General features: G+C 64.1%; 29 protein-coding genes. 12 read left to right on the top strand and 17 right to left on the bottom strand.

Going from position 1 to position 23996, the window contains the following annotated elements:
• Positions 1-60 precede the first annotated feature (60 nt).
• Both BG842_RS26145 and BG842_RS26140 read left to right on the top strand, forming a co-directional pair.
• Complete coding sequence (locus BG842_RS26145; protein ID WP_069453075.1) at positions 61-1293, top strand: MgtC/SapB family protein; 1233 nt, start codon at positions 61-63, stop codon at positions 1291-1293.
• 275 nt (positions 1294-1568) lie between these two features.
• Positions 1569-3443, top strand: a complete 1875-nt coding sequence (locus BG842_RS26140) for a hypothetical protein (protein ID WP_069453074.1) — start codon at positions 1569-1571, stop codon at positions 3441-3443.
• Positions 3444-3509: 66 nt separating this feature from the next.
• Here the strand turns inward: BG842_RS26140 and BG842_RS30450 are convergent, their stop codons facing one another.
• The 3 genes from BG842_RS30450 to BG842_RS26130 all read right to left on the bottom strand — a co-directional run bounded on the left by BG842_RS30450 (position 3510) and on the right by BG842_RS26130 (position 5686).
• A complete protein-coding gene (locus tag BG842_RS30450) occupies positions 3510-3668 on the bottom strand; it encodes a hypothetical protein (protein WP_175424305.1) in 159 nt (52 codons plus the stop codon).
• A 94-nt stretch (positions 3669-3762) separates the two neighbouring features.
• Positions 3763-4983 (bottom strand): MFS transporter, encoded by a 1221-nt coding sequence (locus tag BG842_RS26135; RefSeq protein ID WP_069453073.1) that lies wholly within the window; start codon positions 4981-4983, stop codon positions 3763-3765.
• 70 nt (positions 4984-5053) lie between these two features.
• Positions 5054-5686: a LysE family translocator gene (locus BG842_RS26130; protein ID WP_069453072.1), complete on the bottom strand. Its 633-nt coding sequence runs from the start codon at positions 5684-5686 to the stop codon at positions 5054-5056.
• Positions 5687-5815: 129 nt separating this feature from the next.
• On the opposite strand from BG842_RS26130, the gene BG842_RS32355 reads away from it, so the two are divergent.
• Together BG842_RS32355 and BG842_RS32350 are read left to right on the top strand one after the other, a co-directional pair.
• A complete protein-coding gene (locus BG842_RS32355) occupies positions 5816-5986 on the top strand; it encodes a hypothetical protein (RefSeq protein ID WP_254663506.1) in 171 nt (56 codons plus the stop codon).
• Positions 5983-6288 (top strand): hypothetical protein, encoded by a 306-nt coding sequence (locus tag BG842_RS32350; RefSeq protein ID WP_254663505.1) that lies wholly within the window; start codon positions 5983-5985, stop codon positions 6286-6288. Before BG842_RS32355 ends, BG842_RS32350 begins: the two co-directional genes overlap by 4 nt.
• Here BG842_RS32350 and BG842_RS26120 read toward each other — a convergent pair whose 3' ends face one another.
• The 6 genes from BG842_RS26120 to BG842_RS26095 form a co-directional block, all read right to left on the bottom strand.
• The gene (locus BG842_RS26120; RefSeq protein WP_069453071.1) at positions 6289-7578 is read right to left on the bottom strand and encodes an ABC transporter ATP-binding protein; all 1290 of its coding nucleotides are present in this window, start codon (positions 7576-7578) and stop codon (positions 6289-6291) included.
• A 14-nt stretch (positions 7579-7592) separates the two neighbouring features.
• On the bottom strand, positions 7593-8714 hold the full coding sequence (locus BG842_RS26115) for an ABC transporter ATP-binding protein (RefSeq protein ID WP_069453070.1): 1122 nt from the start codon (positions 8712-8714) through the stop codon (positions 7593-7595).
• Positions 8715-8724: 10 nt separating this feature from the next.
• Positions 8725-9714 carry an ABC transporter permease gene (locus BG842_RS26110; protein WP_069453069.1) on the bottom strand — a complete coding sequence of 330 codons (990 nt, stop codon included), beginning with the start codon at positions 9712-9714 and terminating at the stop codon, positions 8725-8727.
• 1 nt (position 9715) lies between these two features.
• Entirely contained in the window at positions 9716-10714 is a 999-nt protein-coding gene (locus BG842_RS26105) for an ABC transporter permease (protein ID WP_069453068.1), read from the bottom strand.
• Between the two features lie 37 nt (positions 10715-10751).
• A complete protein-coding gene (locus tag BG842_RS26100; protein WP_069453067.1) occupies positions 10752-12341 on the bottom strand; it encodes an ABC transporter substrate-binding protein in 1590 nt (529 codons plus the stop codon).
• A gap of 328 nt (positions 12342-12669) precedes the next feature.
• Positions 12670-13461 (bottom strand): hypothetical protein, encoded by a 792-nt coding sequence (locus BG842_RS26095; RefSeq protein ID WP_254663504.1) that lies wholly within the window; start codon positions 13459-13461, stop codon positions 12670-12672.
• A 105-nt stretch (positions 13462-13566) separates the two neighbouring features.
• Between BG842_RS26095 and BG842_RS32345 the strand changes: the two genes are divergently transcribed.
• The 4 genes from BG842_RS32345 to BG842_RS26075 are packed head-to-tail and all read left to right on the top strand — an operon-like array spanning position 13567 to position 15647.
• Positions 13567-14601 (top strand): hypothetical protein, encoded by a 1035-nt coding sequence (locus tag BG842_RS32345; RefSeq protein ID WP_254663503.1) that lies wholly within the window; start codon positions 13567-13569, stop codon positions 14599-14601.
• 18 nt (positions 14602-14619) lie between these two features.
• Positions 14620-14829, top strand: a complete 210-nt coding sequence (locus BG842_RS30445) for a hypothetical protein (protein ID WP_069453065.1) — start codon at positions 14620-14622, stop codon at positions 14827-14829.
• A 57-nt stretch (positions 14830-14886) separates the two neighbouring features.
• Positions 14887-15054: a hypothetical protein gene (locus BG842_RS30440; protein ID WP_175424304.1), complete on the top strand. Its 168-nt coding sequence runs from the start codon at positions 14887-14889 to the stop codon at positions 15052-15054.
• Between the two features lie 26 nt (positions 15055-15080).
• Positions 15081-15647 (top strand): hypothetical protein, encoded by a 567-nt coding sequence (locus tag BG842_RS26075; RefSeq protein ID WP_254663502.1) that lies wholly within the window; start codon positions 15081-15083, stop codon positions 15645-15647.
• Position 15648: 1 nt separating this feature from the next.
• Here BG842_RS26075 and BG842_RS26070 read toward each other — a convergent pair whose 3' ends face one another.
• On the bottom strand, positions 15649-16023 hold the full coding sequence (locus BG842_RS26070) for a helix-turn-helix domain-containing protein (protein WP_007981838.1): 375 nt from the start codon (positions 16021-16023) through the stop codon (positions 15649-15651).
• 137 nt (positions 16024-16160) lie between these two features.
• Between BG842_RS26070 and BG842_RS26065 the strand changes: the two genes are divergently transcribed.
• Entirely contained in the window at positions 16161-16643 is a 483-nt protein-coding gene (locus BG842_RS26065) for a histidine kinase (protein WP_069453064.1), read from the top strand.
• Positions 16644-16680: 37 nt separating this feature from the next.
• Here the strand turns inward: BG842_RS26065 and BG842_RS26060 are convergent, their stop codons facing one another.
• Positions 16681-17484 (bottom strand): DICT sensory domain-containing protein, encoded by an 804-nt coding sequence (locus BG842_RS26060; protein ID WP_254663501.1) that lies wholly within the window; start codon positions 17482-17484, stop codon positions 16681-16683.
• Between the two features lie 214 nt (positions 17485-17698).
• Between BG842_RS26060 and BG842_RS26055 the strand changes: the two genes are divergently transcribed.
• Complete coding sequence (locus BG842_RS26055; protein WP_069453063.1) at positions 17699-17944, top strand: hypothetical protein; 246 nt, start codon at positions 17699-17701, stop codon at positions 17942-17944.
• On the opposite strand, the gene BG842_RS26050 is transcribed toward BG842_RS26055, so the two are convergent.
• Together BG842_RS26050 and BG842_RS26045 are read right to left on the bottom strand one after the other, a co-directional pair.
• Positions 17899-18291: a hypothetical protein gene (locus BG842_RS26050; protein WP_254663500.1), complete on the bottom strand. Its 393-nt coding sequence runs from the start codon at positions 18289-18291 to the stop codon at positions 17899-17901. The two genes, BG842_RS26055 and BG842_RS26050, sit on opposite strands and share 46 nt — an antisense overlap.
• A 46-nt stretch (positions 18292-18337) precedes the next feature.
• Positions 18338-18952 carry a hypothetical protein gene (locus BG842_RS26045; protein ID WP_069453062.1) on the bottom strand — a complete coding sequence of 205 codons (615 nt, stop codon included), beginning with the start codon at positions 18950-18952 and terminating at the stop codon, positions 18338-18340.
• A 224-nt stretch (positions 18953-19176) separates the two neighbouring features.
• Between BG842_RS26045 and solA the strand changes: the two genes are divergently transcribed.
• Positions 19177-20301 (top strand): N-methyl-L-tryptophan oxidase, encoded by a 1125-nt coding sequence (solA, locus tag BG842_RS26040; protein WP_069453061.1) that lies wholly within the window; start codon positions 19177-19179, stop codon positions 20299-20301.
• A gap of 66 nt (positions 20302-20367) precedes the next feature.
• On the opposite strand, the gene BG842_RS26035 is transcribed toward solA, so the two are convergent.
• The 4 genes from BG842_RS26035 to BG842_RS26020 all read right to left on the bottom strand — a co-directional run bounded on the left by BG842_RS26035 (position 20368) and on the right by BG842_RS26020 (position 23374).
• Positions 20368-21498: an FAD-binding oxidoreductase gene (locus BG842_RS26035; protein WP_069453060.1), complete on the bottom strand. Its 1131-nt coding sequence runs from the start codon at positions 21496-21498 to the stop codon at positions 20368-20370.
• A gap of 310 nt (positions 21499-21808) precedes the next feature.
• Complete coding sequence (locus BG842_RS26030) at positions 21809-22405, bottom strand: CoA pyrophosphatase (RefSeq protein WP_069453059.1); 597 nt, start codon at positions 22403-22405, stop codon at positions 21809-21811.
• 24 nt (positions 22406-22429) lie between these two features.
• Positions 22430-22894, bottom strand: a complete 465-nt coding sequence (locus tag BG842_RS26025) for a hypothetical protein (RefSeq protein ID WP_069453058.1) — start codon at positions 22892-22894, stop codon at positions 22430-22432.
• 81 nt (positions 22895-22975) lie between these two features.
• Positions 22976-23374, bottom strand: a complete 399-nt coding sequence (locus BG842_RS26020) for a hypothetical protein (protein ID WP_007981822.1) — start codon at positions 23372-23374, stop codon at positions 22976-22978.
• 150 nt (positions 23375-23524) lie between these two features.
• Between BG842_RS26020 and BG842_RS26015 the strand changes: the two genes are divergently transcribed.
• On the top strand, positions 23525-23996 hold a 472-nt coding region (locus BG842_RS26015; RefSeq protein WP_175424303.1), incomplete at its 3' end, for an LD-carboxypeptidase.

Below are 23996 nucleotides of genomic sequence, written 5' to 3'. Positions count from 1 at the left end.
CCCCGTGCTCCGCCCGCTGACGCGACGATTCATGTGTTCTCCCCGCCTAGGTCGTTCGTCATGGCGGTTCCGCTCGTCGTCGCCGTCTTCATCGCGCTGGGTATCGGCGTTCTCATCGGCATCGAACGGGAGTGGAGCGACCCCGGCAACCTGTTCGCCGGGAGCAGAACGCTCCCGCTCATCGCCGGATTCGGTGCGCTCGTACAGGCGTTCTTCCCGTCGCTCCTGCCGATAGCGGTCGTCTTCGTCGCCGGGTTGGTCGTCGCCGCCTACGTCGCCAAGGTGATGACGACGGGCGACATCGGGATGACGACGGCCGTTGCGACGATGCTGACCTTCGTCTACGGCGCGATGGCGACCCACTCCGATACGGGACTCCGACTCGCCGTCGTCCTCGGAACGGTAACGATGGCGCTCCTCGCGGAGAAACGGCCCATCCACGAGTTTGTCGCCCGCCTCAACGAAGCCGAGATGCGGGCGAGCCTGAAGTTCCTCATCGTCGCCCTCGTCGTCTTCCCGCTCCTGCCGCCGGAACGCATCGCCTTTCTGGGCGGCTTGCGCCTCCAGTTCGTCTGGTTGATGGTCGTCTTCGTCTCGGGAATCAGCCTCACGGGATACGTGTTCGCCACGCTCGTCGGGAACGAGGTGGGTTTCGAGGTGACGGGCGTGCTCGGCGGCCTGGTCTCGTCCACGGCGACCGCGGTTTCGATGGCGGGGAACGCGCGGCGCGACCCGTCCCTCGCCGGACTGTGCGGCGTCGCCACGGTCATCGCCTCGTTGACGATGTTCCCGCGGATTCTGTTGGAGGTCCTCGTCGTGAATCCGTCCCTGTTCGTCCCCGTCCTCCTGCCGGTCGTCGGGATGGTCGTCGTCGGCGTGGTGGTTTCCCGGGTGGTCTACAGCGGGGTCAGCGAGGACGTCCCGCTGGAGGCGGATGTGGAGAACCGGTTTCGGCTCTGGCCAGCGCTCCTCTTCGGGCTCTTTTTCGCGGTCGTCCTCGTCGCCACCACAACCGTCAGCGCCGAATTCGGGGCGACGGGCGTGTACTCGGTCGCCATCGTCTCCGGCCTCGTCGACGTGAACGCTATCACGATTTCGCTGAGCAACCTCGCCCGCGGCGGCACCATCTCGACTGCGACCGCGACGAGCGGCATCGTCCTCGCGGCCAGCGTCAACACGGCCGTCAAAATCGGAATCGTCTGGCTGTTCGGAACGCAGCGGTTGGGGCGGTCCGTCGTCGTCTCCCTCGGTGCCGTCACCGCTGTCGGTATCGGTTTCGTCGCGCTGTCGTGAGAGTTCGACGCCGCTACCGCCCACCGCCGTCGAATAGAAACGATCCGTCTCGACCGGAAAGCGAGCGCACCCGTATTCGGCTTTCGTCGTCGGTACCCGAGGTGATGCTTCGAAACGTCGTCGTCGCCGGAACTCGCTTCGGATGGCGGTTTCGTTCCACCTAATTATTATCGTCTTCCATTTCACGCACTGTTTCATCGGGAATCGTATCAGGATTATTTTATATTATTCAAATAAATAAATATAACACGAATCTACTGTCTGTATTATATGTGATGGATGGCAAAAACAGTGGTCGGGAATCGGAAGCAAACGATACAAACGACGGATTCCGTCTCGGTCGTCGTCGTGCGCTTCAATTAAGCGGACTGGGAATCGGAAGCATGGCGATTCCGGGTCTCAGTTCGTCGTCGGTCCGCGCGGCGGAGGAAGATGGGGAGTGTGCCGAGGGGCCGTTCGAACGAACGTACTCCGGAGGGTCGGTGAACTTCGGTCGAATCGCGTCACGACCGAAGCGAACGGCGACGGAAGCGAAAGAGGCGGGGGCCGGGGAACCCGCGAGCGAACGGGAGATAGAAGCGTCGCGGGCACACGGTCAACACGGGCGGCATCGACACGAGCAAAAACACGGCTGGAGGGGCGACGACGAGGGAGAACTGTCCATTCTCACCGAGTACGACGGCGTGAACGCCGAGCAAACGTCGGGCGGTGTCCCCTCCGACTCGCAAATCGCGGCCGGATACGGCAAGGTAATTCACGCGCTCAACACGCAGGTCGCCGTCTTCAACAAGCGGTCCGGGCACAAGGAGCTGTCCGTCCAGCTGAACGACATCTTTGCGCCGGTCATCGACGAACCGGAAGGCGGCTACGTCTACGGCGAACCGTTCGTCTTCGACCCCCGAGCGCGCTACGACCGACGGGAAAACCGATTCGTCGTCGCCGCGGTCCAGTACGAACCCGGCATCACCCAAGACGACGAAATCGTCACCCGCGAGGAGATGGAGGAGCGGGCGGGCGGCGAACCCGGCGAGGGTGAAGAGGGCGAGGACGGCGCGGAGACGGCCGCCGAAACCCTCGAACGGCCGCCACAGGGCTGGTGGCTCGTCGCCGTCTCCCAAACGCCCAACCCGAACGGGGAGTGGAACGTCTATCGGATTCCGCCGCTCGACAACGAGGGGCTGGTCGACTATCCCACGCTCGGATTGGACCGTGACGCCATCTACCTCGCGCAGAACTTCTTCGGCGAGGGCGTGTCGGTGACGATGGTGACGCTTGACAAGGAGGCCATCTACCGCGGACGGGACACCACCGGTTATCACTTCACCGACTTGGACAACCCGAACGTCGAACGGGAGGATTTCACCCTCCAACCGGCGCTTCAACCGTTCTCGGGCGGACAGCACGGGACGTTCTACCTGCTGGATTCCACCTTCCCGAATCCGACGGCGAGCGCGCTCACGATGTGGGAGTTGACCGACCCGCTCGACGACCCGACGCTGGAATGTCACACCGTTCCCGTCGAGGAGTTCGCCTATCCGCCGACCGCCGAGCAACCGGATTCCGAAAAGCTCATCGACACGCTCGGCACGCGGCAGATGAACCTCGATTACAACGACGGGTCGCTGTGGACGGCCCACACCATCGCCTACGACTGGAACGGCGACGGCGAAACGGTCGCCGCCATCAAGTGGTACGAAGTGGACACGCGGACGCGACAAGTCGTCCAGAGCGGCGTGTACGGCGAACCGGGCACGTCGTACTTCATCCCGACCATCCAGTCGGACGGCGATACGACAATCATCACGCACAACGTGAGCGGTCCCGACACGTACCCGAGCATGGCCGTCGCGGGACGAACCGAGTGGTACGACCGGAACAAACTGGAGGATTCTATCGTCGTCGAGGAGGGTAAATCACGATACGATTACGGCGAAGGCGAAGACGTCATGCGCTGGGGCGACTACAACGGTATCTCGGTGGACCCGCACACCGGAACGTTCTGGACGGTGAGCCAGTATTCGCCGGACATCGACATCGACCCCGCCGCGGAGGAGCGCGACCCGTACCACACGCGTATCGCGGAAGTGACGTTCGGCGACGAGTGGGGTCACGGTCACGACGACCGCGACGACCGCGGTCAGTGGGACTGATACGACGGGTCCGAAATCCGGAAAACAACGCTCCGCACTTCCTTCTCGATTCGTTCTCTCTTCGACTCAATCGCCCTCGGAGCGTTCGCTCCGACCGTCGAGTCGTTCGGTTCCCGTCTCGGGACGTTCGCCGTCGGTCTCCGTTCGGTCGTCGTGGGTCCCGATCAGACCGGCGTAGAGACCGGCCCACACGTTCGCTCGCTTCGTTCCGTTTCGTCCGTACATGGTCTCTCACCGAACCCCTTCGTCTCGCGGACGAAGTGATTCTTTAGGCTAACCTAAAAACGTCGGTGGTAATAATCGTTTGGGTGGCCGGGACTCACCCGTTCGTCCCCGTCGCGTCGCGCTCGATGCGGTTGCCGAGGCGGTACACGGCGCGGAGGGCGACCAGCGCGATGGCGATTTCGAGCAGTCCGGTGACCGCGAACGCCGTCGTGAATCCGAGTCGGTCGGCGAGGCCGCCGCCGACGAGGAACCCGGTCAGGAACCCGAGACTTCCGACGGCGTTGAACCCGGCCATGGCGACCCCTCTATCGCTCTCGCCCGCGATGTCGGTCACGAGCGCCATCGTCGCGGGCGAGACGAACGCGCCGCCGACGCCGACCGCGACCATCGCCGCGGCCGCGAGCGGGACGGTCGGTGCGAGGCCCACGGCGACGATGGTGACGCCGTAGCAGACAGACCCGACGACGATGGGGACGAACCGGCCGATGCGGTCGGAGAGTTTGCCCATCGGGTACTGCAACAGGGCGAACGGGGCGAAAAAGAGCATGAGCATCAGCCCCGTCGCGCCCGCGTCGAGACCGAACTCCGATTGGAAGTAGAGCGTCCCGACGAGCGCGAAAAAGCCCGCGGTGAGCCGGTCGATGAATCCGAACGCGTACGGAATCGACAGTTCGGGGCGCTCGCGGAGCCGTTTCAAGGCGGCCGCGGCGGTTCCCCGCGAGGACGAGGGCACGCGGTCGGGTACCGAGCGGGCGAGCACTGCTGTCCCGACCATGAGGACGCTCGCAACGGCGAGCGGCGTCGTCGGGTGAACCTCGGCGAGTTGGCCGCCTATCGGCGCACCCATCGCGGTTCCGAGGCCGATGGCGATTCCGGCCGCGCCCATGTTCCGCCCGTGGCCACCCCGGAGGTCCATCAACATCGTCATCGAGAGCGAGAACGCCGCGATGGTCGCCGCCCCCTGCACCACGCGGAGTGCCAGCACCCCGCCGAACGGGACGCCCAGCGCCGGTGCCAGCGCGAGCGCGGCGTACCCGGCCGCCGCGCCGACCGCACCGAAAACGACGAGCGGAACGCGGGTTCCGAGACGGTCGCTCAGGTGGCCCCAGATTCCGGCACACACCACGAACGCGGCGAACTCGGTGACCAGAAACCACGTCCCGCCGTCGAGTTGTTCGCCCGCCCCGAGGTGGACCACGAGGTCCGGAACGCCGGGATAGAGGAGCACCTGTGCGAGCAGTACCGCCCAAATCACGGCGGCGAGACGGACGCGCTCGCCGCGCACGCTACGGACGCCATCCATCACCTGCGTCATCGTTCCGAATTGGGAGTACGCCCGGAAAACGGTATCTACATCGTCGCACCCCGGCGGCCGCGGCGCTCCGTCAGTTCACCACGCGCTTTTCGAGCAGGAGTCCGACGCCGAACCCGACCAACACGCTCGCGCTGGCGTAGCGGAGGAGGTCCCGGACGACGGCGCGTTCGAGTATCACCCGCCGCGCGCGACTGGAGAACGTCGCCAACGCCGCCTGATAACAGAAGCCGAGACAGCCGAACAGGACGCCGAGCGTGAATATCTGGACGGGGGCGTTCCCGCTCGATTCGACGAACTGCGGGAGGAAGGCGAGGAAGAACACGGCGACCTTCGGATTGCTGACGTTGATGACGAACGCCTGACGGAACGATTCGGCGTGCGATTGCGTTTCCCCGTCCGAGGCGATGTCGAACTCGTCTCGATTCCTGAACGTCGTCACGCCGAGATAGAGGAGGTACGCCGCGCCGACGAGTTTGACGGCGGTGAACGCGAGGGCCGACGCCTTGAGGAGGGCGGACAGACCGAGGACGGCGGCGGTCGTGTGAACGAGACACCCCGTGGACGTTCCCGCGGCGGCCATCACCCCGGCGGTTCGGCCATCGCTGATGCTCCGTTTCAGCGTGTAGATGCTGTCCGGTCCCGGTGCGACGTTCAGCGCGAGCGCGGCCGGAACGAAGGCTACGAGAACGCCCGTATCGACCATACGAAAGGAATGGGAACGACGGAGATAAACGCTGGGTCGTTGGCAAATCACGGGGTCATCCACGACGACCGGGCGCGGAAGGAAGCCACAAAAGCCACCACGGTGGACGAATTTGTGTAATTACAGGCCATGTCACGAACCGAGTCGGACGACCAGTTGGGTTTCGAGGGCAACGTCGATTACCTCGGACGCGCTATCCGGGCGCTCGTCCCCAGTGGGTCGCCCGGCGGAGCGTCGCGGTTTCCGTCTCGGTTCCCGAGGCGCGGTACGCCGTCGGCGACGAGATTCCAATCTCCGTGACGTTCGAGAACCGGAGTCCGTTCCCCGTCGTCGTCGAAACCCCGCGCCAGCGCCTCTGGGCGTGGGAGGTGGACGGCGAACTCGAAGCCAGCGACGAAGCCTACTACGTCCGAAACCGTCCGAACGCCTTCTACTTCCGGGCGCGGGAGAAAAAGCGGACCACCGTGACGTGGGACGGGCGATTCGAACGAACGGACGAACCCTCCCGTCGTCCCGCCGACCCCGGCGAGTACACGGTCGCCGCGTACCTCGCCACGGGGGACGAACAGCCGCGGGACGAGACGACCGTCACGATTCGATAGCTACTGCTGGATTCCGTCGAGCACGTCGTCCCGGTGACGGTGACAGGCGGCGTCGTGCGGTGCGGTTCCGTACTCCGTCGGCACCTGATACTCGGGGACCTGTCTCGCACAGATGCTCTTCTCCGCGAACGACTCGCTCAGCAGGTCCGTCGCGCCGTCCCAGTCGCCGTTCACGATGCGACCGGCCGCGTCGTCCACGATTCGTCCCGCGTCGCCGTGCGGTTTCTCGCCGTCGAAGTAGCGATTTTCTATCTCTTCCTTCGTCGTCGGTTCGAACGACCGCCGCTGGACTTCCCGAAGGAACGCCCGCGTGTTTTCCCACTCCTCGCGGGAGAGGTCGTACTCCTTCGGCGCGATGAGCTTCGGACACCGGGTTCGGAAGCGACACCCGGACGGCGGGTCGATGGGACTCGGTACGTCGCCTTCGAGGACGCCGCGGGTCCCCTCCAGTCGCGGGTCGGGAACGGGAATCGACTCCAACAGGGCCTGCGTGTAGGGATGCTGCGGATTCTCGTACAGCTCTTCTTTCTCCGCGAGTTCGACCAACTGTCCGAGGTACATCACCGCCACGCGGTCGGAGATGTGGCGGATGACGGAGAGGTCGTGGGCGATGAACAGGTACGTCAGGCCGAACTCGTCCTGCAGCGACCGCATGGTGTTGAGCACCTGCGCCTGAATGGAGACGTCGAGAGCGGTGACGGGTTCGTCACAGACGATGAAGTCCGGGTTCACGCTCAAGGCGCGCGCCAGATTCACCCGCTGTCGCTGCCCGCCGGAGAAGGCGTGCGGATGCCGGTTGTAGTGTTGCGGGTCGAGACCGACCTTTTCGAGCAGTTCGCGCGCCCTCGCCTCCCGTCCCTCGGAATCGTACATCCCGTGGGCCTTCATCGGCTCCTCGACGATGGGACCGATTTTCATCCGCGGGTCGAGCGAGGACTGCGGGTCCTGGAATATCATCTGGACGTCCTTGCGCTGGGACCGAAGCCCCTCCCCGTCCAACGCGGTCAGGTTCTCGCCCTTGAAATACACCGTCCCGTCGGTCGGTTCGACCAGCCGAAGAATGGCCCGCGCGAGCGTGCTCTTGCCACATCCCGACTCGCCGACGAGGCCGAGCGTTTCGCCCTTTCGAATGGTGAACGACACGTCTTCGACGGCGCGGACCGGCTTTTGCTCCCCGAACACCCCCGACAGGAAGCCGCCGCTGTCGGTGAAATATTTCGTGAGGCCGTCCACTTCGAGCAGCGGTTCGCCCATCTTCGGTTCCTCGTCGGCCACTTTTTCCGTCGCCATCGAATCACTCACGGTCAGTCACCCTCCTGCGGGTCGGTGACGACATCACCCGTGATACCCGTCTCGGCGCGAATCTCGATGGGGTCGCTGAACTCGTAGCCCACGTCGAAGGCGTCGTGTTTCACGCACGCCGCCTTGTGCGTGTTTTCGCCCTGGTCCGACACCTCCCGACAGTCGGGGTGGACCTCCGTGCAGATCTCGCGGGCGTCGGGACAGCGGGTGTGGAACCGACAGCCGCGCGGCGGGTCGATGGCCTCGGGCATGACGCCCCGAATCGGATTCAATTCCTCGACGGTCTGGTCGGGGCGGGGCATGGAGTCCAACAGCGCCTCGGTGTAGGGGTGTTTCGTGTCGTAGAACAGGTCGTCCACGGTCGCCTGCTCGACGATTTCGCCGAGGTACATCACGTTCACGCGGTCACAGAGTTCGGCGACGACGCCCATGTCGTGGGTGACCCAGATAAAACTCGTGTCGTACTTGCCCTGTAGCTCGTCCACGAGCGAGAGGATTTGGCCCTCGACGGTCACGTCGAGCGCCGTCGTCGGTTCGTCCGCGATGATGAGACTCGGCTCGCAGGCCAGCGCCATGGCGATGAGCACGCGCTGGCGCATCCCCCCGGAGAACTGGTGGGGGTAGTTGTCGTACCGTTCTACCGGTTCCGGGATGCCCACCTCGCGGAGCATGTCGATAGCCTCCTCCTTGGCCTCGCTCTTCGAGAGGCCGCGGTTGAGTTTGATGAACTCCCGAAGTTGGTCGCCCACCGTGAACACGGGGTTCAGGCTCTCCATCGGGTCTTGGAAGATGATGGCGATTTCGCGGCCGCGAATCCGTCGGCGCATCTCGTCGTTCGAGAGCATCTCGTCGCGTTGGCGGAGTTCGCCGTCCGGACCTTCTTCGAGGCCGAACAGCACCTCGTCGCGGAACCGAACCTCGCCGCCGACGATTTCGCCGGGCGGGTCGATGAGGCGCAAGATGCTCTGTGCGGCGACGCTCTTTCCGGCCCCGGATTCGCCCACGAGGCCGACGATTTCGCCTTCCTTTACGTCGAAGGAGATGCCGTCCACCGCGCGGACGACGCCCTCCTCGGTGAAAAACTGCGTCTTCAGGTCGTCGATGTGTAACAGTGTATCAGTCATGGTGTCTCCGTCAGTTCTTGATTCGCGGGTCGAGCGCGTCCCGCAGGCCGTCACCGAGCAGGTTGAACCCCATCACGGTGACGAGGATGGCGAGTCCCGGCCAGAGGCTGAACCACGGGTCGGGAAGCATGTAGCCGCGCGATTGACTCAGCATCTGCCCCCACGACGGCGTAGGGGGCTGTGCGCCGAACCCGAGGAACGAGAGTCCTGCGACGATGAGGATGCTGATGCCGACCTGCAACGTCGCCTGCACGAGGACGGGTGCGAAACTGTTGGGAATCACGTGCCGGAGGATGATGTTCCGGTCGCGGACGCCCGCCGCTCTCGCCGCCTCGATGTACTCTTCCTCCCGGACGCTGACCACCCGCGACCGAATCAGGCGGGCGAACACCGGAATCGTCGTGATGCCGACGCCGATCATGGCGAACGTCAGGTCGCGGCCGAACGCGGCCATGAACGCGATGACCAGCACGAGGAACGGAATCGCGTACAGCGTCTCGGCAACGCGCATCAGCACGTCGTCTACCCATCCGCCGTGATAGCCCGCGACGGCACCGACGAGCGTCCCGCATATGAGACCGAATCCAGTCGAGACGATGCCGACTTGCATGGCGATTCGGGAGCCGTAGACGAGTCGGACGAGGATGTCTCGACCGCGGTGGTCGGTTCCGAGCGGGTACTCCCACAGTCCGGGGCCGAACGTGTTGCTCGTCCACGCCGGGGGACGCAGAATCTTGGCGTTCGACGGGTCGTTCACCGGGTTGTGCCAGAAGCTACTGATGATGGCGTAATCGAAGAGCTTCGCGTCTATCCACGCGAAGACCGCGACCACGAAGATGAAGCCGATGATGTAGAACCCGAGCCGCGCGGTCGTGTCCTTGCGTATCTGGCTGAGCGTGTATCGCCATCCGACGCGGGCTTCGACTTTCCCCCCGTCGTCAGCCTGTTCGTTCCTGCTCGCGTTGCGAACGTCCGTCGAACTTGCTTCTCCTGTTCCCATCTTAGTCCACCTCGTCGTAGGTCACTCGCGGGTCGATGTACGCGTACGAAAGGTCGGTTATGACGACGCCCAGGATGAACGTCAGACCGAAGAATATCGTCGTCCCCATGACCAGCGGGTAGTCCTGATTGTTGATCGCCGTGATGATGAGCCGCCCCATTCCGTTGATGTTGAACACGGTTTCGGTCAGCACCGCCCCGCCGAGCGCCGACGTGAGTTGCAGGCCGACGACGGTGATGACGGGGAGTTGTGCGTTTCGAAACGCGTGCTTTCGGACGATGGTGCGCTCCGCGACGCCGTAGGCGCGCGCCAGCTTCACGTACTCCTGTTGGAGCACTTCCAGCATGGACGACCGTTCGATTCGCGTGATAGCGGCCATCTGGAGCGTTCCGAGCGAGAGCGTCGGGAGCAACAGGTGGGTGAACGTCTGCCAGAGCACGTCGCCCCGGGAGGACGCCCCCTCGACCGAACTCGGACTCGCCCACGGGAGCACCAGCCCCGTCGCCGGAAGCCAGTTCAGGTAGTACGCGAAGATGATGATGAGCATCAGTCCGATCCAGAACGACGGCGTGCTGACGCCGATGAGGGCGACGACGCGGGACACGTGGTCGGTCGGTTTGTTGCGTCGTTTGGCCGAGACGATGCCCAGCGGAATGGCAGCGACGAGTGCGAACGTGAAACTCGACAGCATGAGCAGGAGCGTCACCGGCAGTCGCTCCATTATCTTCTGCGTCACGGGAACTCCGTAGTAGATGCTCTGGCCGAGGTTCCCCTGCGCGACCGAGACGAGGTAGTTCACGTACCGCACCGGAAGCGGTTGGTTCAGCCCGTACTGTGCGCGTATCTCTTGGACCATCTGTGCGCTCGGCGAGGGTCCGAGCATTATCTGCACCGGGTTGCCCGGAATCGCGTTCGTCAACAGAAACGTTATCGTGACGATGCCGATGAGGACGGGGATGGCCTGCAGCAAGCGTCGAATCGTATAGCGGAAGATTCCCATTGTATTGTCGGTGAGTCGTATCGAAACGGGGGTCGAGCTACTGCGCCCCGATGGACACGTTGGTGTAGCTCGTCGAGAGAACGAAACTCAACAAGGGATGCGCCATGAACCCGTTCACGTCCTGTTTGACCCCGAAGCTGTTTTTCAAGTTGTACGACGGCAGGTGCGCCCGGTCGTTGAGCAACTTGGTGATGGCGTTGCTGTACAGTTTCTTGCGTTCGGCGTGGTTCGCGGTTTTCCGCGCCTGCTGGACCTGTTTGTCCACGCCCGTGTAGTAGGTGCCGTCGGTCGTCCCGTGGGCCGACTTCGTGAAGAAGTAGTACAGGAAGTCGTCGGGGTCCGGACCGCCGGACCAGCCCAGCGTGTACATGTTGTAGTCGCTCGGTTTGCCCGAGACGTACTTATCGAGGAACGCACCCCAGTCGAGGCGCTGGACGTTGGCGTTGTATCCGGCTTCCTTCAGCCCGTTCGCCACGGTGACGCCGAGTTGCTGGCGCTTGTCGTCCGGCGGAACGATGATATTGGCGTTCCAGTTGTCCGGAACCTTGTCCGAACTGTCCAGCATCTCCTTTGCCTTGTCGATGTTCTTGTTGTGGGGAATCTTCTTCCACTTCTCCAGCGGGAAGCCCCACTGCTTCGATAGTTGTTCCGGCAGCGGGCTGTACTGGCGGACGCCGGTCGGTTCGACGAAGTTCGACACGGCCTGGTCCATGTTGAAGCAGTAGTCGATGGCCTCCCGAACCTTGGGGTCCGTCGTCGGACCCTTCTTGCAGTTGAAGGCCAGATAGAAGTACCCCATCCCGAGTTTGGACGCGATGGACGCGTCGTTCATGTTCTCGACCTGCTTCCAGAGCTTCGGCGGAATCTCCTCGATAACGTCGTTTTCCCCGGTCTGCAGGCTCGTGAGTCGGGTCGTCGGTTCCTCGACCGGCACGAACTTGACCTCGGAGAGGTTCGGTTCCGGCTTGCCCCAGTAGTTATCCCAGCGCTTGATTCTGGCGAAGTTGCCCTCCTGCCAGCCGTCGAATTTGAACGGACCGGAGCCGACGGGATTCTTCTTGTTGAACTTCTTTTTGTTCTTCTCCCGGACCTTCTTCGGGACGATGGAAGCGGTCAGGATGTTCATGAACGGCCCGTACGGATATTTCAGATCGAACTTGACCTTTCGATCTCCCATCGGCGTGACGGTGTCTATCATCGTGTACGTGGCCGCGTTCTCCGTCTCCTCCTTGACGGGTGCTTCGAAGGAGTACTTCACGTCCTCGGGCGTCATGGAGTCCCCGTTCTGGAACTTCACCCCCTTTTGCATCTCGACGATGTACGTCTTTCCGTTGTTCTTCACCGTCGGTTCCCCGGTTGCGATGTGGGGGACGATTTCGATGCCCGAGTTGTACGTATACAGCCCCTCGAACACGCGGTCCGATACCTGTTGGGATGGGACGTCGTTGAGGACGATGGGGTCGAATTCGAGCGGACTTTTGACCTGCGCGAGGTTCAGTTTTCCGCCACCGCCTCCGCCCTGTTGACTGCCTGTACAGCCAGCGAGCGCCGCGGCACCGGTTGCACCGAGGCCCTGTAGAAGCCGTCGTCGCTTTATCGAGTCTGGTATGGTGCTTTTTTTCGTCATGTGTTCTGTGATTCGTTGGTGGGTTCGCCGCTCGTCCGCAGTCCGCGGATATGAGCAACTGTCGAATCTTTTTTACTGAGCCAATCATTGTTATTGGGTGCCTGAAACGTGTGGTCGAAATCGGTAAGCACGGCCTACGACGTTCATTCCGATACTAGTATTCGATAGAATATGTCGCTGATGTGGAACTGAATCCCGGAAAAGAATCACTCGCATCGTCGTAATTATTCTCCATTCTTGTTGCTATTATGATTAAATTTCGGGGCATGTGTCGAAGCGAGGAAAATTTCGGCCAACACAACCGACGACTCGACACCCGGGCGTCCGCTCACTTCGTCCGAGTGAACTCGGACCGGAGCGCCCACGTATCGCCGGAAACGAAGGGAGAGCCGGGACGACCGGCACCTCGCCAGAGCGCATCGATGGGGTCACTCAACGCCTCCCGCACGTCCACGTCGTAGTTTTCGAACGTGACCGGAAACGGAGCGAGTATTCTTTCATTAATAATGTTATTCTTCTCGGTCACTCCCTCGACGGCCGTCGCGTCACCCGCTTCCTTCCCGCTCGCATCGAGGCGAAGCCCGTCCGTGCCGAACACGCTGAGTGCGACGTGAACCGGAGCCATACGCTGGTGGTAGGCGAGAACGCGCAGATACCGACGGATGCACCGCGTCAGTCCGAGTTCGAGGGTTCGACCGTCGAGTCGCGGTGCGTCGGATTCCGACGACTCGAACGGAATCGCCGAGACGGACTCGACGACGCCGTTCGAAAAGAGGTGCGCGTAGCCCGCGGGGGCGTCGCGTTCGTCGGCCTCGACGACGGCCCCGAACCCGTCGCCGGTCCACGACCCGCGCGCGCCGTCTCGCCCGAGGACGGGGAGCTGTTCCGGCCGCGACGGGTCGGCCTCCGGCAGAACGCTGTGCCCCCCGAGGTCGATGGCGTAGCCGTCGTCGTAGACGCCGGTGGGGACGACGTGGACGACGATGCCCCGCGGCGACTCGAAGTCGAAGTACCCCCTGCCGTCGATGACGGTTTCGAGTCGTCGCTGATGGAGCGCCGTCGCTTGCTCGTTCGACCCACCGGCGTACTTCGCCGCCATAACCGCGTCTCGATAGCTCATTCGCTACCGTTGCAAATCCGCGAAGACGGTTAAGTGGACTGATAGACCAGTTCGGGATGTCGTCCATCCGAACAGTATTTGTTTTCTCAGTGGTTGTCCCGAAACGTGAGCGACTTCAGCCCTCCTTCGAACTCTCTTCTCCCCTCGTCTTCCTCCCGTCGGCGCTTCCTCGGTGTCGTCTCGGCCGCCGTCGCGGGCACGCTCGGTGGCTGTAGCGCCGTCTATCCCGCCGCCACGACGACGGTTTCGAACGACGACTGGCCGCTCGTCGGGTGCGACTCGGCGGGAAGCGGCTACAAACCGGACGGACTCTCGCTCCGGTCGAAACCCGACGTTCGTTGGAAACGAACGCCGAAGAACGTGTTCGGAACGCCGTCGTCGCCGCTCGTCTACGACGGGACGGCCTACACCGCCACCCGTGACCTCCTCGCCGTGGACGTGGCCGACGGCACGGCGCGGACGCTGCTCTCGGAGTTCCACGGGCAGTTTCCCGCCATCGCGGCCGACACCGCCTACCGCAACGAGACGGTGATTTCGACCGACGGACGGCGCGTCTCCGCGGTCAACCCGTCGCCGGACCTCCGCGGCGAGCTTCGATATCGGTGGCGGACGCCCGCGCCGGAGTCGTCTTTCGCGTCGTCGTTCTTCCCGTCGAGCGACGGGTCGCCGCCGGTGGTCGCGGACCGGGTTCGAGGACCGCGCGTGGCGCGTCGGCGAGGGACGCTCCACGTCGGCTTCCAGTCGTTGTCCGCGTTTCGCGCACAGACGGACGTGTACCGTCGCCTCGCGCGCGAGACGACCCTCGACGTCCACATCTACGGGCGGGCGGACTGGCAACCGCCGCGTATTCGAAACACGACCTATCGTGCAGAAAGACGGGCGAAATCGGTTCGGTGTGGTTCATCGTCTACGACGGCGGCGGTGACGACCGGCAAAAATGCGCGCTGGTTGCCGAGGAGCGCGACGAGGGGCGATTTTTCGGCTTTTGGACCTACCCCTCGACGGTCGACGACCTCCGTACCCACCTCGAACGGACGTACGGGTGAGCAGAGAGCCGTCGCGGCGTTCGGCGACGGTCCCCGATTACCGATTTCGGACGACGGGATACAGCGCCCCCAACACCAGTCGAAGACGGCGTGACCCATCAAACTGGTCGGGTTGACGTTCGGGACGGGAGGTGCCATCGGAAAGCCGACCGCCTGCAACCAGACGGGCATGACGAGGACGGCCGCGACGACCCAGAGCAGGACGCCGTACCCGACGCCGACCAGCGCGGACGTTCCGACCGAATCCGTCAGCGTTCGAAAGCGCGGCGTCGTCGCGATCGCGGCGAACACGACGCCGAAGATAGCCGCGTTTACCATGTGAATCACCCATCCGGCAAATCCACCTTCGAGTCCCCAGAGGGCGGGAATAGCGTGTTCGATGACCGGCCGCATCTGCACCGTCAGCATGACGCCCATCACCGCCCCCGCGACGAGTCCCGAACCGACGCCCGCTTGCCACGCACCGTCCGTATTCGCTGCCGTTTCCGCCGTTCGTTCTGTCGCTGTTTCGGTTGCCATCACCCGTTACTACCGCGAATCGGGATAAGTCGATTTGGCGTGCATCCCGGTTCCGTGCAGCTCGTTACCCGACCCGTCGGCGCGGTGTTCGGCCTTCGTCTCCTCCCCGTCGCCGGAATCGCCGCGGTATGGCTCGCCTCGTTGACGGCGACCGCGGCCGCGGTCACCGCCGTCGTCGCCCTCGTCGATGGCGATTCCGTCTCGCCGCGTGACGTCGCGTCGGTAACCGCCTATCTCGCCGGTCTGCTGGCCGTCCTCTCGTTGGTGGCCGCGACGGGCGCGGCGTTCGGGTTCGTCGGGAAGCTCGCCGCTTTCCTCGCTTTCGTGTTCGTTTCGGTGCGGCTGTTTCCCGCGCCGGTTCTGGTGGCCCGGGGAGCATCGATACGGAACGCGGTTCGGCGGAGTTCCGCCGCGGTGTCCGGCCACGGTGTGTCGGTCCTCGGATTTTCCGTGCTCGTCGGGACGTTCCAGTTCTGGCTCGGAAGCCTTCCGCTGCTCGACGCGCCCAGCACGTCCCTATCGCTCCGAGTGGCGCTCGGGACGTTCCTCGCGGTCGCTGTTTTCCCACCGTTGGCGACGCTCGGAGCGGTTCGGGTGGCGGCGCTCGCGTCCGACGAGTGAGTCACTCGCCGAACTCGTCGATTCGACCGTGGACGTACGCACACCACTCGTCGAGCGTTCGGTGCATGAGCGCTTTCGCCTCCGACAGGGGCGTCGGTTCGTGGCGATAGACGTGCCCTCCGCCGTCGAGGAGGTGGCGGCGTCTGCTCGCCAACCCCTTCTCGCGCAGGGTCGCAAGCGACCGCGAGACGTTGCTTCGGTCGCGGCCGGTCGTCCGCGCCAACTCCTCGGTCGTGCTGTTCGGACGCTCTAAGAGCGCCAGATAGGTTCGACTCTCGTGCGGTTGGATTGAGAACACGCAGGTCAACACGTCTTCGAACCCCGGCTCATCCGCGAGCATCAGGCTTCGGAATCGTTGTGGGTCGGGGTCGTTCATGAGTGAGCAGACCACACGAACGACGATAAACGTCCCAGTTACCTTCAACTCACCCCGGTCGTGCATTCCCGACGCACGTGCGTCCCGACCGCACGCACGCCAAATCGACTTATCCCGATTCGCGGTAGTAACGGGTGATGGCAACCGAAACAGCGACAGAACGAACGGCGGAAACGGCAGCGAATACGGACGGTGCGTGGCAAGCGGGCGTCGGTTCGGGACTCGTCGCGGGGGCGGTGATGGGCGTCATGCTGACGGTGCAGATGCGGCCGGTCATCGAACACGCTATTCCCGCCCTCTGGGGACTCGAAGGTGGATTTGCCGGATGGGTGATTCACATGGTAAACGCGGCTATCTTCGGCGTCGTGTTCGCCGCGATCGCGACGACGCCGCGCTTTCGAACGCTGACGGATTCGGTCGGAACGTCCGCGCTGGTCGGCGTCGGGTACGGCGTCCTGCTCTGGGTCGTCGCGGCCGTCCTCGTCATGCCCGTCTGGTTGCAGGCGGTCGGCTTTCCGATGGCACCTCCCGTCCCGAACGTCAACCCGACCAGTTTGATGGGTCACGCCGTCTTCGGACTGGTGTTGGGGGCGCTGTATCCCGTCGTCCGAAATCGGTAATCGGGGACCGTCGCCGAACGCCGCGACGGCTCTCTGCTCACCCGTACGTCCGTTCGAGGTGGGTACGGAGGTCGTCGACCGTCGAGGGGTCGTAGGTCCAAAAGCCGAAAAATCGCCCCTCGTCGCGCTCCTCGGCAACCAGCGCGCATTTTTGCCGGTCGTCACCGCCGCCGTCGTAGACGATGAACCACACCGAACCGATTTCGCCCGTCTTTCTGGCACGATAGGTCGTGTTTCGAATACGCGGCGGTTGCCAGTCCGCCCGCCCGTAGATGTGGACGTCGAGGGTCGTCTCGCGCGCGAGGCGACGGTACACGTCCGTCTGTGCGCGAAACGCGGACAACGACTGGAAGCCGACGTGGAGCGTCCCCTCGCCGACGCGCCACGCGCGGTCCTCGAACTCGCGGCTCGTCGCCAGCATCTGGCGACGGTCGAACGACGAGAACAGGGTCCGGTCGAGCAGCGCCAGCAGGTCGCGGAACGCGGACGGGTCGAACTCGTCGCTCCACGGGACGCGGACGGGCGGCGTGAGAAACTCTCGAAGCGACGTCAGTCCGATTGCACCCTTGAATCCGTCGCGGTCGCGGATGACGAGGAACTCGTCCGGGCCGACGCCCCGAAGCCGATTGTACCGCACCGTGACGTTTTTCGTTTCGAACTCGTCGGCGATGTCGGTGGACGGGTCCTCGCTGTAGACGACGAGCGTCTTTCGGTTGCGTTCCACGTCGGCGATGGTCTCCCGAACGTCCTGCCCGCGCTCGGCGAGGTGGGATCCGCCGTCGCGCTCCCATGCCGCCGACGGCCGACCACGATGGTGTCGTACTCCGTCATTCGTTTCCACCCTGTCCGCCGGTGACAATGAACGTGGGGGTCCGACGTCACGCGAGGGGTGGGCGCCGCCGCGGAACCGACGTCCCGCCGTCACCGAGTTGAACCGGCGATTTCGTTGTCCCAATTCCGCGAATCGTCCGAAAAATGGCCGTTCGGCGGACCGATACAGGTAAACCTGCGAGGTGAATATCGAGTGAAAACGGCCGCTTGGCGGTCGTGATACCGTGACGGAACAGACCGACTACTTCGACGACAGAATCGCGGACGCAATCCTCCACGGCTCGCCCTACGAGCGACTGCGCGTCCGACGGAACAGCCTCTTCGACCAACGTATCTCGACGAAACTGGCGTGGCAGAGCGTCGTGCTCCTCGCGCTCTCGCTCGTCGGACCGATAACGCTCGGCTATTCGAATCGGTCGCGGCGCTATTTCCGGGCGGGACGCCGCTTACGTCCTCGCCCATCATCCTGATGCCCGGCGTGCTCGGCGACCGGGAGGCGCTGCGGGGAGTACGAGTCCTCTCCGCTCGAATCGTACCCGGCGATCCCGCCTTCCGTAGCATGTGGACGTGCTCGTGGCGTAGTTCCGTAATCAACCGGTTCGGTCGTCCGGCGTCGCATTCGGTACTCGCTCGCGTAGAGCCACCCGGTGAGGACGTCGGCCAGTTCGTCCATCGAAACCCGGTCCCACTCCATCAGCGCGTAGACGGCGTACCGACGGCGACGGCTCGCTAACGCTCGGTACACGTCGTCGTCGAGCGACGGGTCGAGGAGATGTCGTACAGCGTGTCCTCCGTGTCGCCATCCCGATTCCTCCATGCTCACACCCACGCCGTGAACGTCAGTAAGCGTTCCGTCCGGCCCGCTATCGCATTCGGGTATCGAGCAGGCGACTCGCCGTAAAGAGCATGACGCTCCCGACGAAGGCGACGGTCGAGACGGCCAGCACGCTCAGTCCGGTCCCGGACGTGTCGAACGGTCCCTGCGCTCCGGCGGTCGTGTACTGTTGAATCGTCTCCACTCCGGCGTACCCGAGGAGGAAGAACGCTACCGTTATCGTGAGGAGCAGCGCGCCGCCGATGAGGCCGTAGAACGACGCCATCTCCTCGACGCTCAGGAGTTGACGCATCCGGCGCGTGCTGAGGTCCGACTCGTTGGTGAGGACGGTCGCCGCGACGGCGACGTGTCCCGCCGCCGCGCCCGCTTCGAGGAGGAGGACGAGCACGCCGGGCATCAGGATGATGGGCGAGGACGTAAGCGGCGTCCCGCCCGGAAATAGCGCCGCGACCGATTCCGAATAGCCGAGCGTTATCGGTCCGACGAGCGAGAGCGCGAGGAGCACGACGCTCTGCCACGCCAGTTTCGTCGAGATACGTTGGTCGAAGAGGCTGTTCCGTCGGACGCGCAGTCGCTCGTAGGGCGAGCCGTGGAGGATTGCGTCCGCGATTCTGTCGTCGAAGTAGTCGGTCTGTTCCGTCACGGTATCACGACCGCCAAGCGGCCGTTTTCACTCGATATTCACCTCGCAGGTTTACCTGTATCGGTCCGCCGAACGGCCATTTTTCGGACGATTCGCGGAATTGGGACAACGAAATCGCCGGTTCAACTCGGTGACGGCGGGACGTCGGTTCCGCGGCGGCGCCCACCCCTCGCGTGACGTCGGACCCCCACGTTCATTGTCACCGGCGGACAGGGTGGAAACGAATGACGGAGTACGACACCATCGTGGTCGGCGTCGGCGGCATGGGGAGCGCGACGGCGGCCCACCTCGCCGAGCGCGGGCAGGACGTATTGGGACTCGAACGCTACGACGTACCGCACTCGATGGGGTCGTCCCACGGCCTGACGCGAATCATCCGAAAGGCGTACTACGAACACCCGGATTACGTCCCGCTGCTCGAACGCGCCTACGAGCTGTGGGACGAGTTGGACGCGACCCATTCGACGCAACTGCTCCACAAAACCGAGTGCGTCGTCGCCGGACCCGAGGGAAGCGAGAAGGTCGCCGGTGCGCGCAAATCGGCCGAGGAGCACGGCTTGGAACACGAACTGCTCTCGGGTGCGGAACTCGGCGAGCGCTATCCGGGCTACGATCTGCCCGACGAGTTCGTCGCGGTCGTCGAACCGGACGGCGGGTTCCTCCACGTCGAGCAGTGCGTCGTCGCCCACGTGAACGCGGCCCACCGACACGGCGCGGAGATTCACGCGCGGGAGGGCGTCCTCGACTGGGAGCCGACCGCCGACGGCGGCGTCCGCGTCGAGACGGCAGAAGACAGCTACACCGCCGACACGATGGTCGTAACGGCGGGCGCGTGGGCCGCGAACCTGCTCCCCATGCTGGAGACGGAGGCGGTGCCGGAGCGACAGGTCTTGGGGTGGTTCCAGCCCGAACATCCCGAGCGGTTCCAGCCCGATTCGTTCCCCGTCTTCATCGTGGAGTGTGAGGTGGGCTACTTCTACGGCTTCCCCGAGTACGGCGTGCCGGGGTACAAGATCGGCAAGTACAACCACTTCCACGAGGAGGTGGACCCGGACGACGTGGCCGAACCGACGCCCGGCGACGAGCGTGTCCTCCGGGATTTCACGGAGCGCTACTTCCCCGACGCGGCGGGACCGACGATGCGCTTGGAGACCTGCATGTTCACCAACTCGCCGGACGAGCACTTCATTATCGACACGCTTCCGGACCACCCGCAGGTCGTCGTCGGGGCCGGGTTCTCGGGCCACGGCTTCAAACTGTCGAGCGTCGTCGGCGAGATTTTAGCGGACCTCGCCATCGACGACGAGAGTCGCCACGACATCGACCTGTTCTCGCTCGACCGGTTCTGAGAACGGCTGGCGGGTCGGTGAAACGACCCGCTCCACTGCCCGATTCGAATCCCGTACTCGAATCCCTTACTCGAACCGCGTCACGCTGAACGTCTCGATATCGACGGACTCGCCCCGCATTTCGTCCGCGACCAGTTTGCCGCTGTACGGCCCGAGTTGCAGACCCGTCGCACCGTGGCCGGTCGCCAGATGAACGCCTTCGACGGTCGGAACCGCGCCCAACACGGGGAGTTGGTCGGCGGAGCGCGGGCGAAGCCCGACGCGAACCTCGTCGATTTCCGCGTCGGCGAGGCCGGGCGCGACGCGGAGCGCCTCGCCCAGCACTTCGTGGACGCCCGCGGCCGTCGCGTGGGGTTCGAACCCCGACCCGACCTCGCGGGTCGCGCCGACAGCCACGCGGTTGTCCGGCCACGGGACCATGTAGTGGCCGTGGAACGGGCTGAGGATGGGCCACGACGACGTGTCCGTCTCGCCCAAATCGAGGTGGATGATCTGACCGCGCTGGGGTTCGACGGGAATCGACACGCCGAGCGACTCCGCGAAGCGGGGCGACCACGCGCCACCGGCGACGGCGACCGCATTCGCTTCGTACCGCCCGCCGTCCGCGGTTTCGACGCCCGTGACCGCGCCGTCCTCGTGGTCGATTCGGGTCACGTCCCCGTCGAGGACGGTGAGCCCGTGGCTTTCCCCCGCCCGGAGCAACGCGCCGGTGAACGTCCGGGCGTCCACCCGAGCGGCCCCGTCGTAGGCGCGACACCGGCGGGTTTCGGCCAGCGCGGGGTACCGCGATTGCGCCACCGACGACGAGATTTCTTCCGTCGTTCCGGGCGCTGGCTGATCGTACTTCTCCTGTCGCTCCCGAATCCGTTCGGATGCCGCGTCGTACTCCGGTACTTCGTCCTCGTCCACTGCGACCGAGAGCAGAGGACAGTCGGAGTAGCCCGTCTTCCCGCCCTGTTCGTTTTCGAGGTGCTCGACCAGTTCGGGGTAGTACGCCGCCGCTTCGAGCGCGAACTCGAACCACCGGTCCGAGGCCGTTCGACTGCTGGTCGCGGGCGAGATGATTCCGGCACCGGCGTCGGTCGCTCGTCCGGTATCGTGGCGGTCGACGAGGAGCGTGTCCACGTCTTCCCGTGCGAGGTGGTACGCGACGGAGGCGCCGACGATTCCGCCTCCGACGACGATTGCATCGTGCATGACCGGCCATTGAGCGTCCACCACCTCGTTCCTATGGGTACCGACAATCCGGAACGCTGGTGCGTCGGTCGAATGACCCGAAACCGGCCGCTACCGCGTCGGTAGTCCAGTACTCTTCAGTAGAGAATGGTATGATTTAGTGAGAAATAGTGTAGGCCGGTGTAATCCGCTATGATTCAGTGTTCTCCGAGAGGAATCAGTATCTCGGGTTTTCGGCGTCGGTCGGGTCGTTCGCGGCGATTCGTGCGAGAATCGCAAACATCCGTCGCCGAGCGGACGAGCGCGCTCGTTCTCGCCTCGCCGCCGAACGCTATCCCAAATCCGGATCGGTATCGACGAACCGGTCTATCTTCTCCGGTGCGCGCCAGTCGGTCGTCAGTTCGAGCAGTTGGACCAGAATCCGCCCCGTCGCGCCCCAGACGGTGTAGCCATCGACGTGGAAGTAGTGGATGACCACCTCGCCGTAGCGCGGATGCTCGCGGTGTTCGTTCTCGTAGTTGTCGAAGTCCGTCAGTTCCGAGACGGGGAGCACGGCGATTTCGGCCACCTCGCGCTCGTCGGGGTCGTACTGCCGGTCGGGAATCCGAACGACGAACGGACTTATCGAATAGTGGGTTATCGTTCGGATGTCGTCCAGTCGGCCAACGCCGTCGATCTCCTCCGGTCGAAGGCCTATCTCCTCGTTGGACTCCCGAACCGCCGTCTCCCAGAGGTCCGCGTCTCCCGGTTCGTGCCCGCCGCCGACGAAACTCATCTGTCCGGGATGTTCGCCGAGATGGTCCGCCCGTTTCGTAAAGAGAAGGGCTGGGCCGTCGTCGCGGGCGATAATCGCAACGAGGACGGCGGCCTCGCGCTTCTCGTCCGTGACCAACCGTGGTTCGTGGTCGGCCACCCGACCGAGGTTCATGTGTTTTCGTTGCTCCCTCCGGCCTTAATTTGCCCGGTCGGGACGCGACTCGTCCAACCGCTCGCGCACGTCGTCCGCCTCGACCGGTGCCCACGCTTCGAGGTCGTAGCTCACGTCCACGAGATACCGTGCGCGTTCCTCGTCGGCCGTTTCGGCCTCGGTCGCCAATCGCTTCCGTACCCGTTCCCCGAGTCGCTCGCGGTCGGTCGTCCGCTCGGGGACGTCCATGATGTGCGGCAAGTCCTCCGCGTTCTCGGGCAGTGCGGGGAACGCAACCGGTCCGGGAACGAGGACGGTCTCCCCGTCGGCGTCGGCTTCGACGAGGTAGAAGTCGCGCACGCCGTCCTCGATAACCACCTCGAACGCCGACACGTCAACTTCCTTGCCCTGCTTGAACGCCAGTTCGGCGAGCGCATCGGCCAGTTCGCCGCGCGTCAGCGCCCCGAACATATCGACCACGCCCGCGAGTTCATCTTTCGTCTCGCTCATTACCGGGAAGCGTCGGGCGGTCGATATTAGTGTTGGCGTTCCGAGCACCGAAGCATAAGAAAATAGATAGAACGTCGGCTATCAGACGAGATAGAGGAAGTTGTGGACGCCGAGAAAGCCGTACCACGCGCCAGCGGCGAGATACGTCGTCGTCCTGAAGGCGGCGGGGTACCCCTCGGGGGTCCACGACTCCGGGAACAGTCGCTCGATGAGGAGGCCGCTCTCCGCGAGAACGACGACGCCGACGACGGCGAACACGAGCGTGAGGAACGACCCGCCGACCGTCCCGAACTGCTCCATGAGCGTTCGCGTGAGCCACACCGATTCGAACACGTCGGCCCGAAGGTGGAGGACGGTAATCGTGCTCACCGCGTCGAGCGTCTTCCCCCCGATGAGAATCGCCAACAACCAGACGCGGTTTGGGGCGGCCGTCGGCCACTCCCCGCGCGTCTCTAACCACCCCACGGAACTGTTCGACATAGACGTGCCGACGGCCGAACGGGTCTTTGTTATGTCACGGTTAAGCTCGAATCAGGAGTGCTCTGTCCGTGAAATTCGGAATTAACGGCTCGTTAGCGGGGGAGAACGGGGAACGAAACGGCTTTCAGACACTCTCTCGACGCGTCTCTCATGCACGAGTTCGTCCTCCCGCCAGCCCTCGAACCGGGCGATTCCGTCGCGGTCATCGCACCCGGAACGAGCCACGCGTCCCTGTTCCCCCACGTCTATGAGTTGGGACTCGACCGTCTCGAATCGGAGTTCGGACTGACCCCCGTCGAGTTCCCCACCGCGACGAAATCACCCGAGTGGTTGTATAACCACCCCGAAGCACGCGCACGAGACGTAATGGACGCCTTTGCCGACCCCGACATCGCGGGCGTCATCGCGGTCATCGGCGGTGCGGACCAAGTTCGCATCCTGCCGCACCTCGACACCGACGTGCTCCGCGAGAATCCGACGCGGTTCTACGGCACGAGCGACAACACGAACCTCCAGTCGGTCCTCTGGAACGAGGGCGTCGTCTCGTTCTACGGCGGCTGTCTCTTCACCGAGTTCGCCATGCAGGGGTCGATGCACGACTACACGGTAGAGTATCTGGAAC

This window comes from Haladaptatus sp. W1 (genome assembly GCF_001723155.1).
In the GTDB taxonomy this organism is placed as follows: domain Archaea; phylum Halobacteriota; class Halobacteria; order Halobacteriales; family Haladaptataceae; genus Haladaptatus; species Haladaptatus paucihalophilus.
Note: the sequence above shows the minus strand (reverse complement) of the source record. Positions and strands in the feature narration are given on the sequence as shown.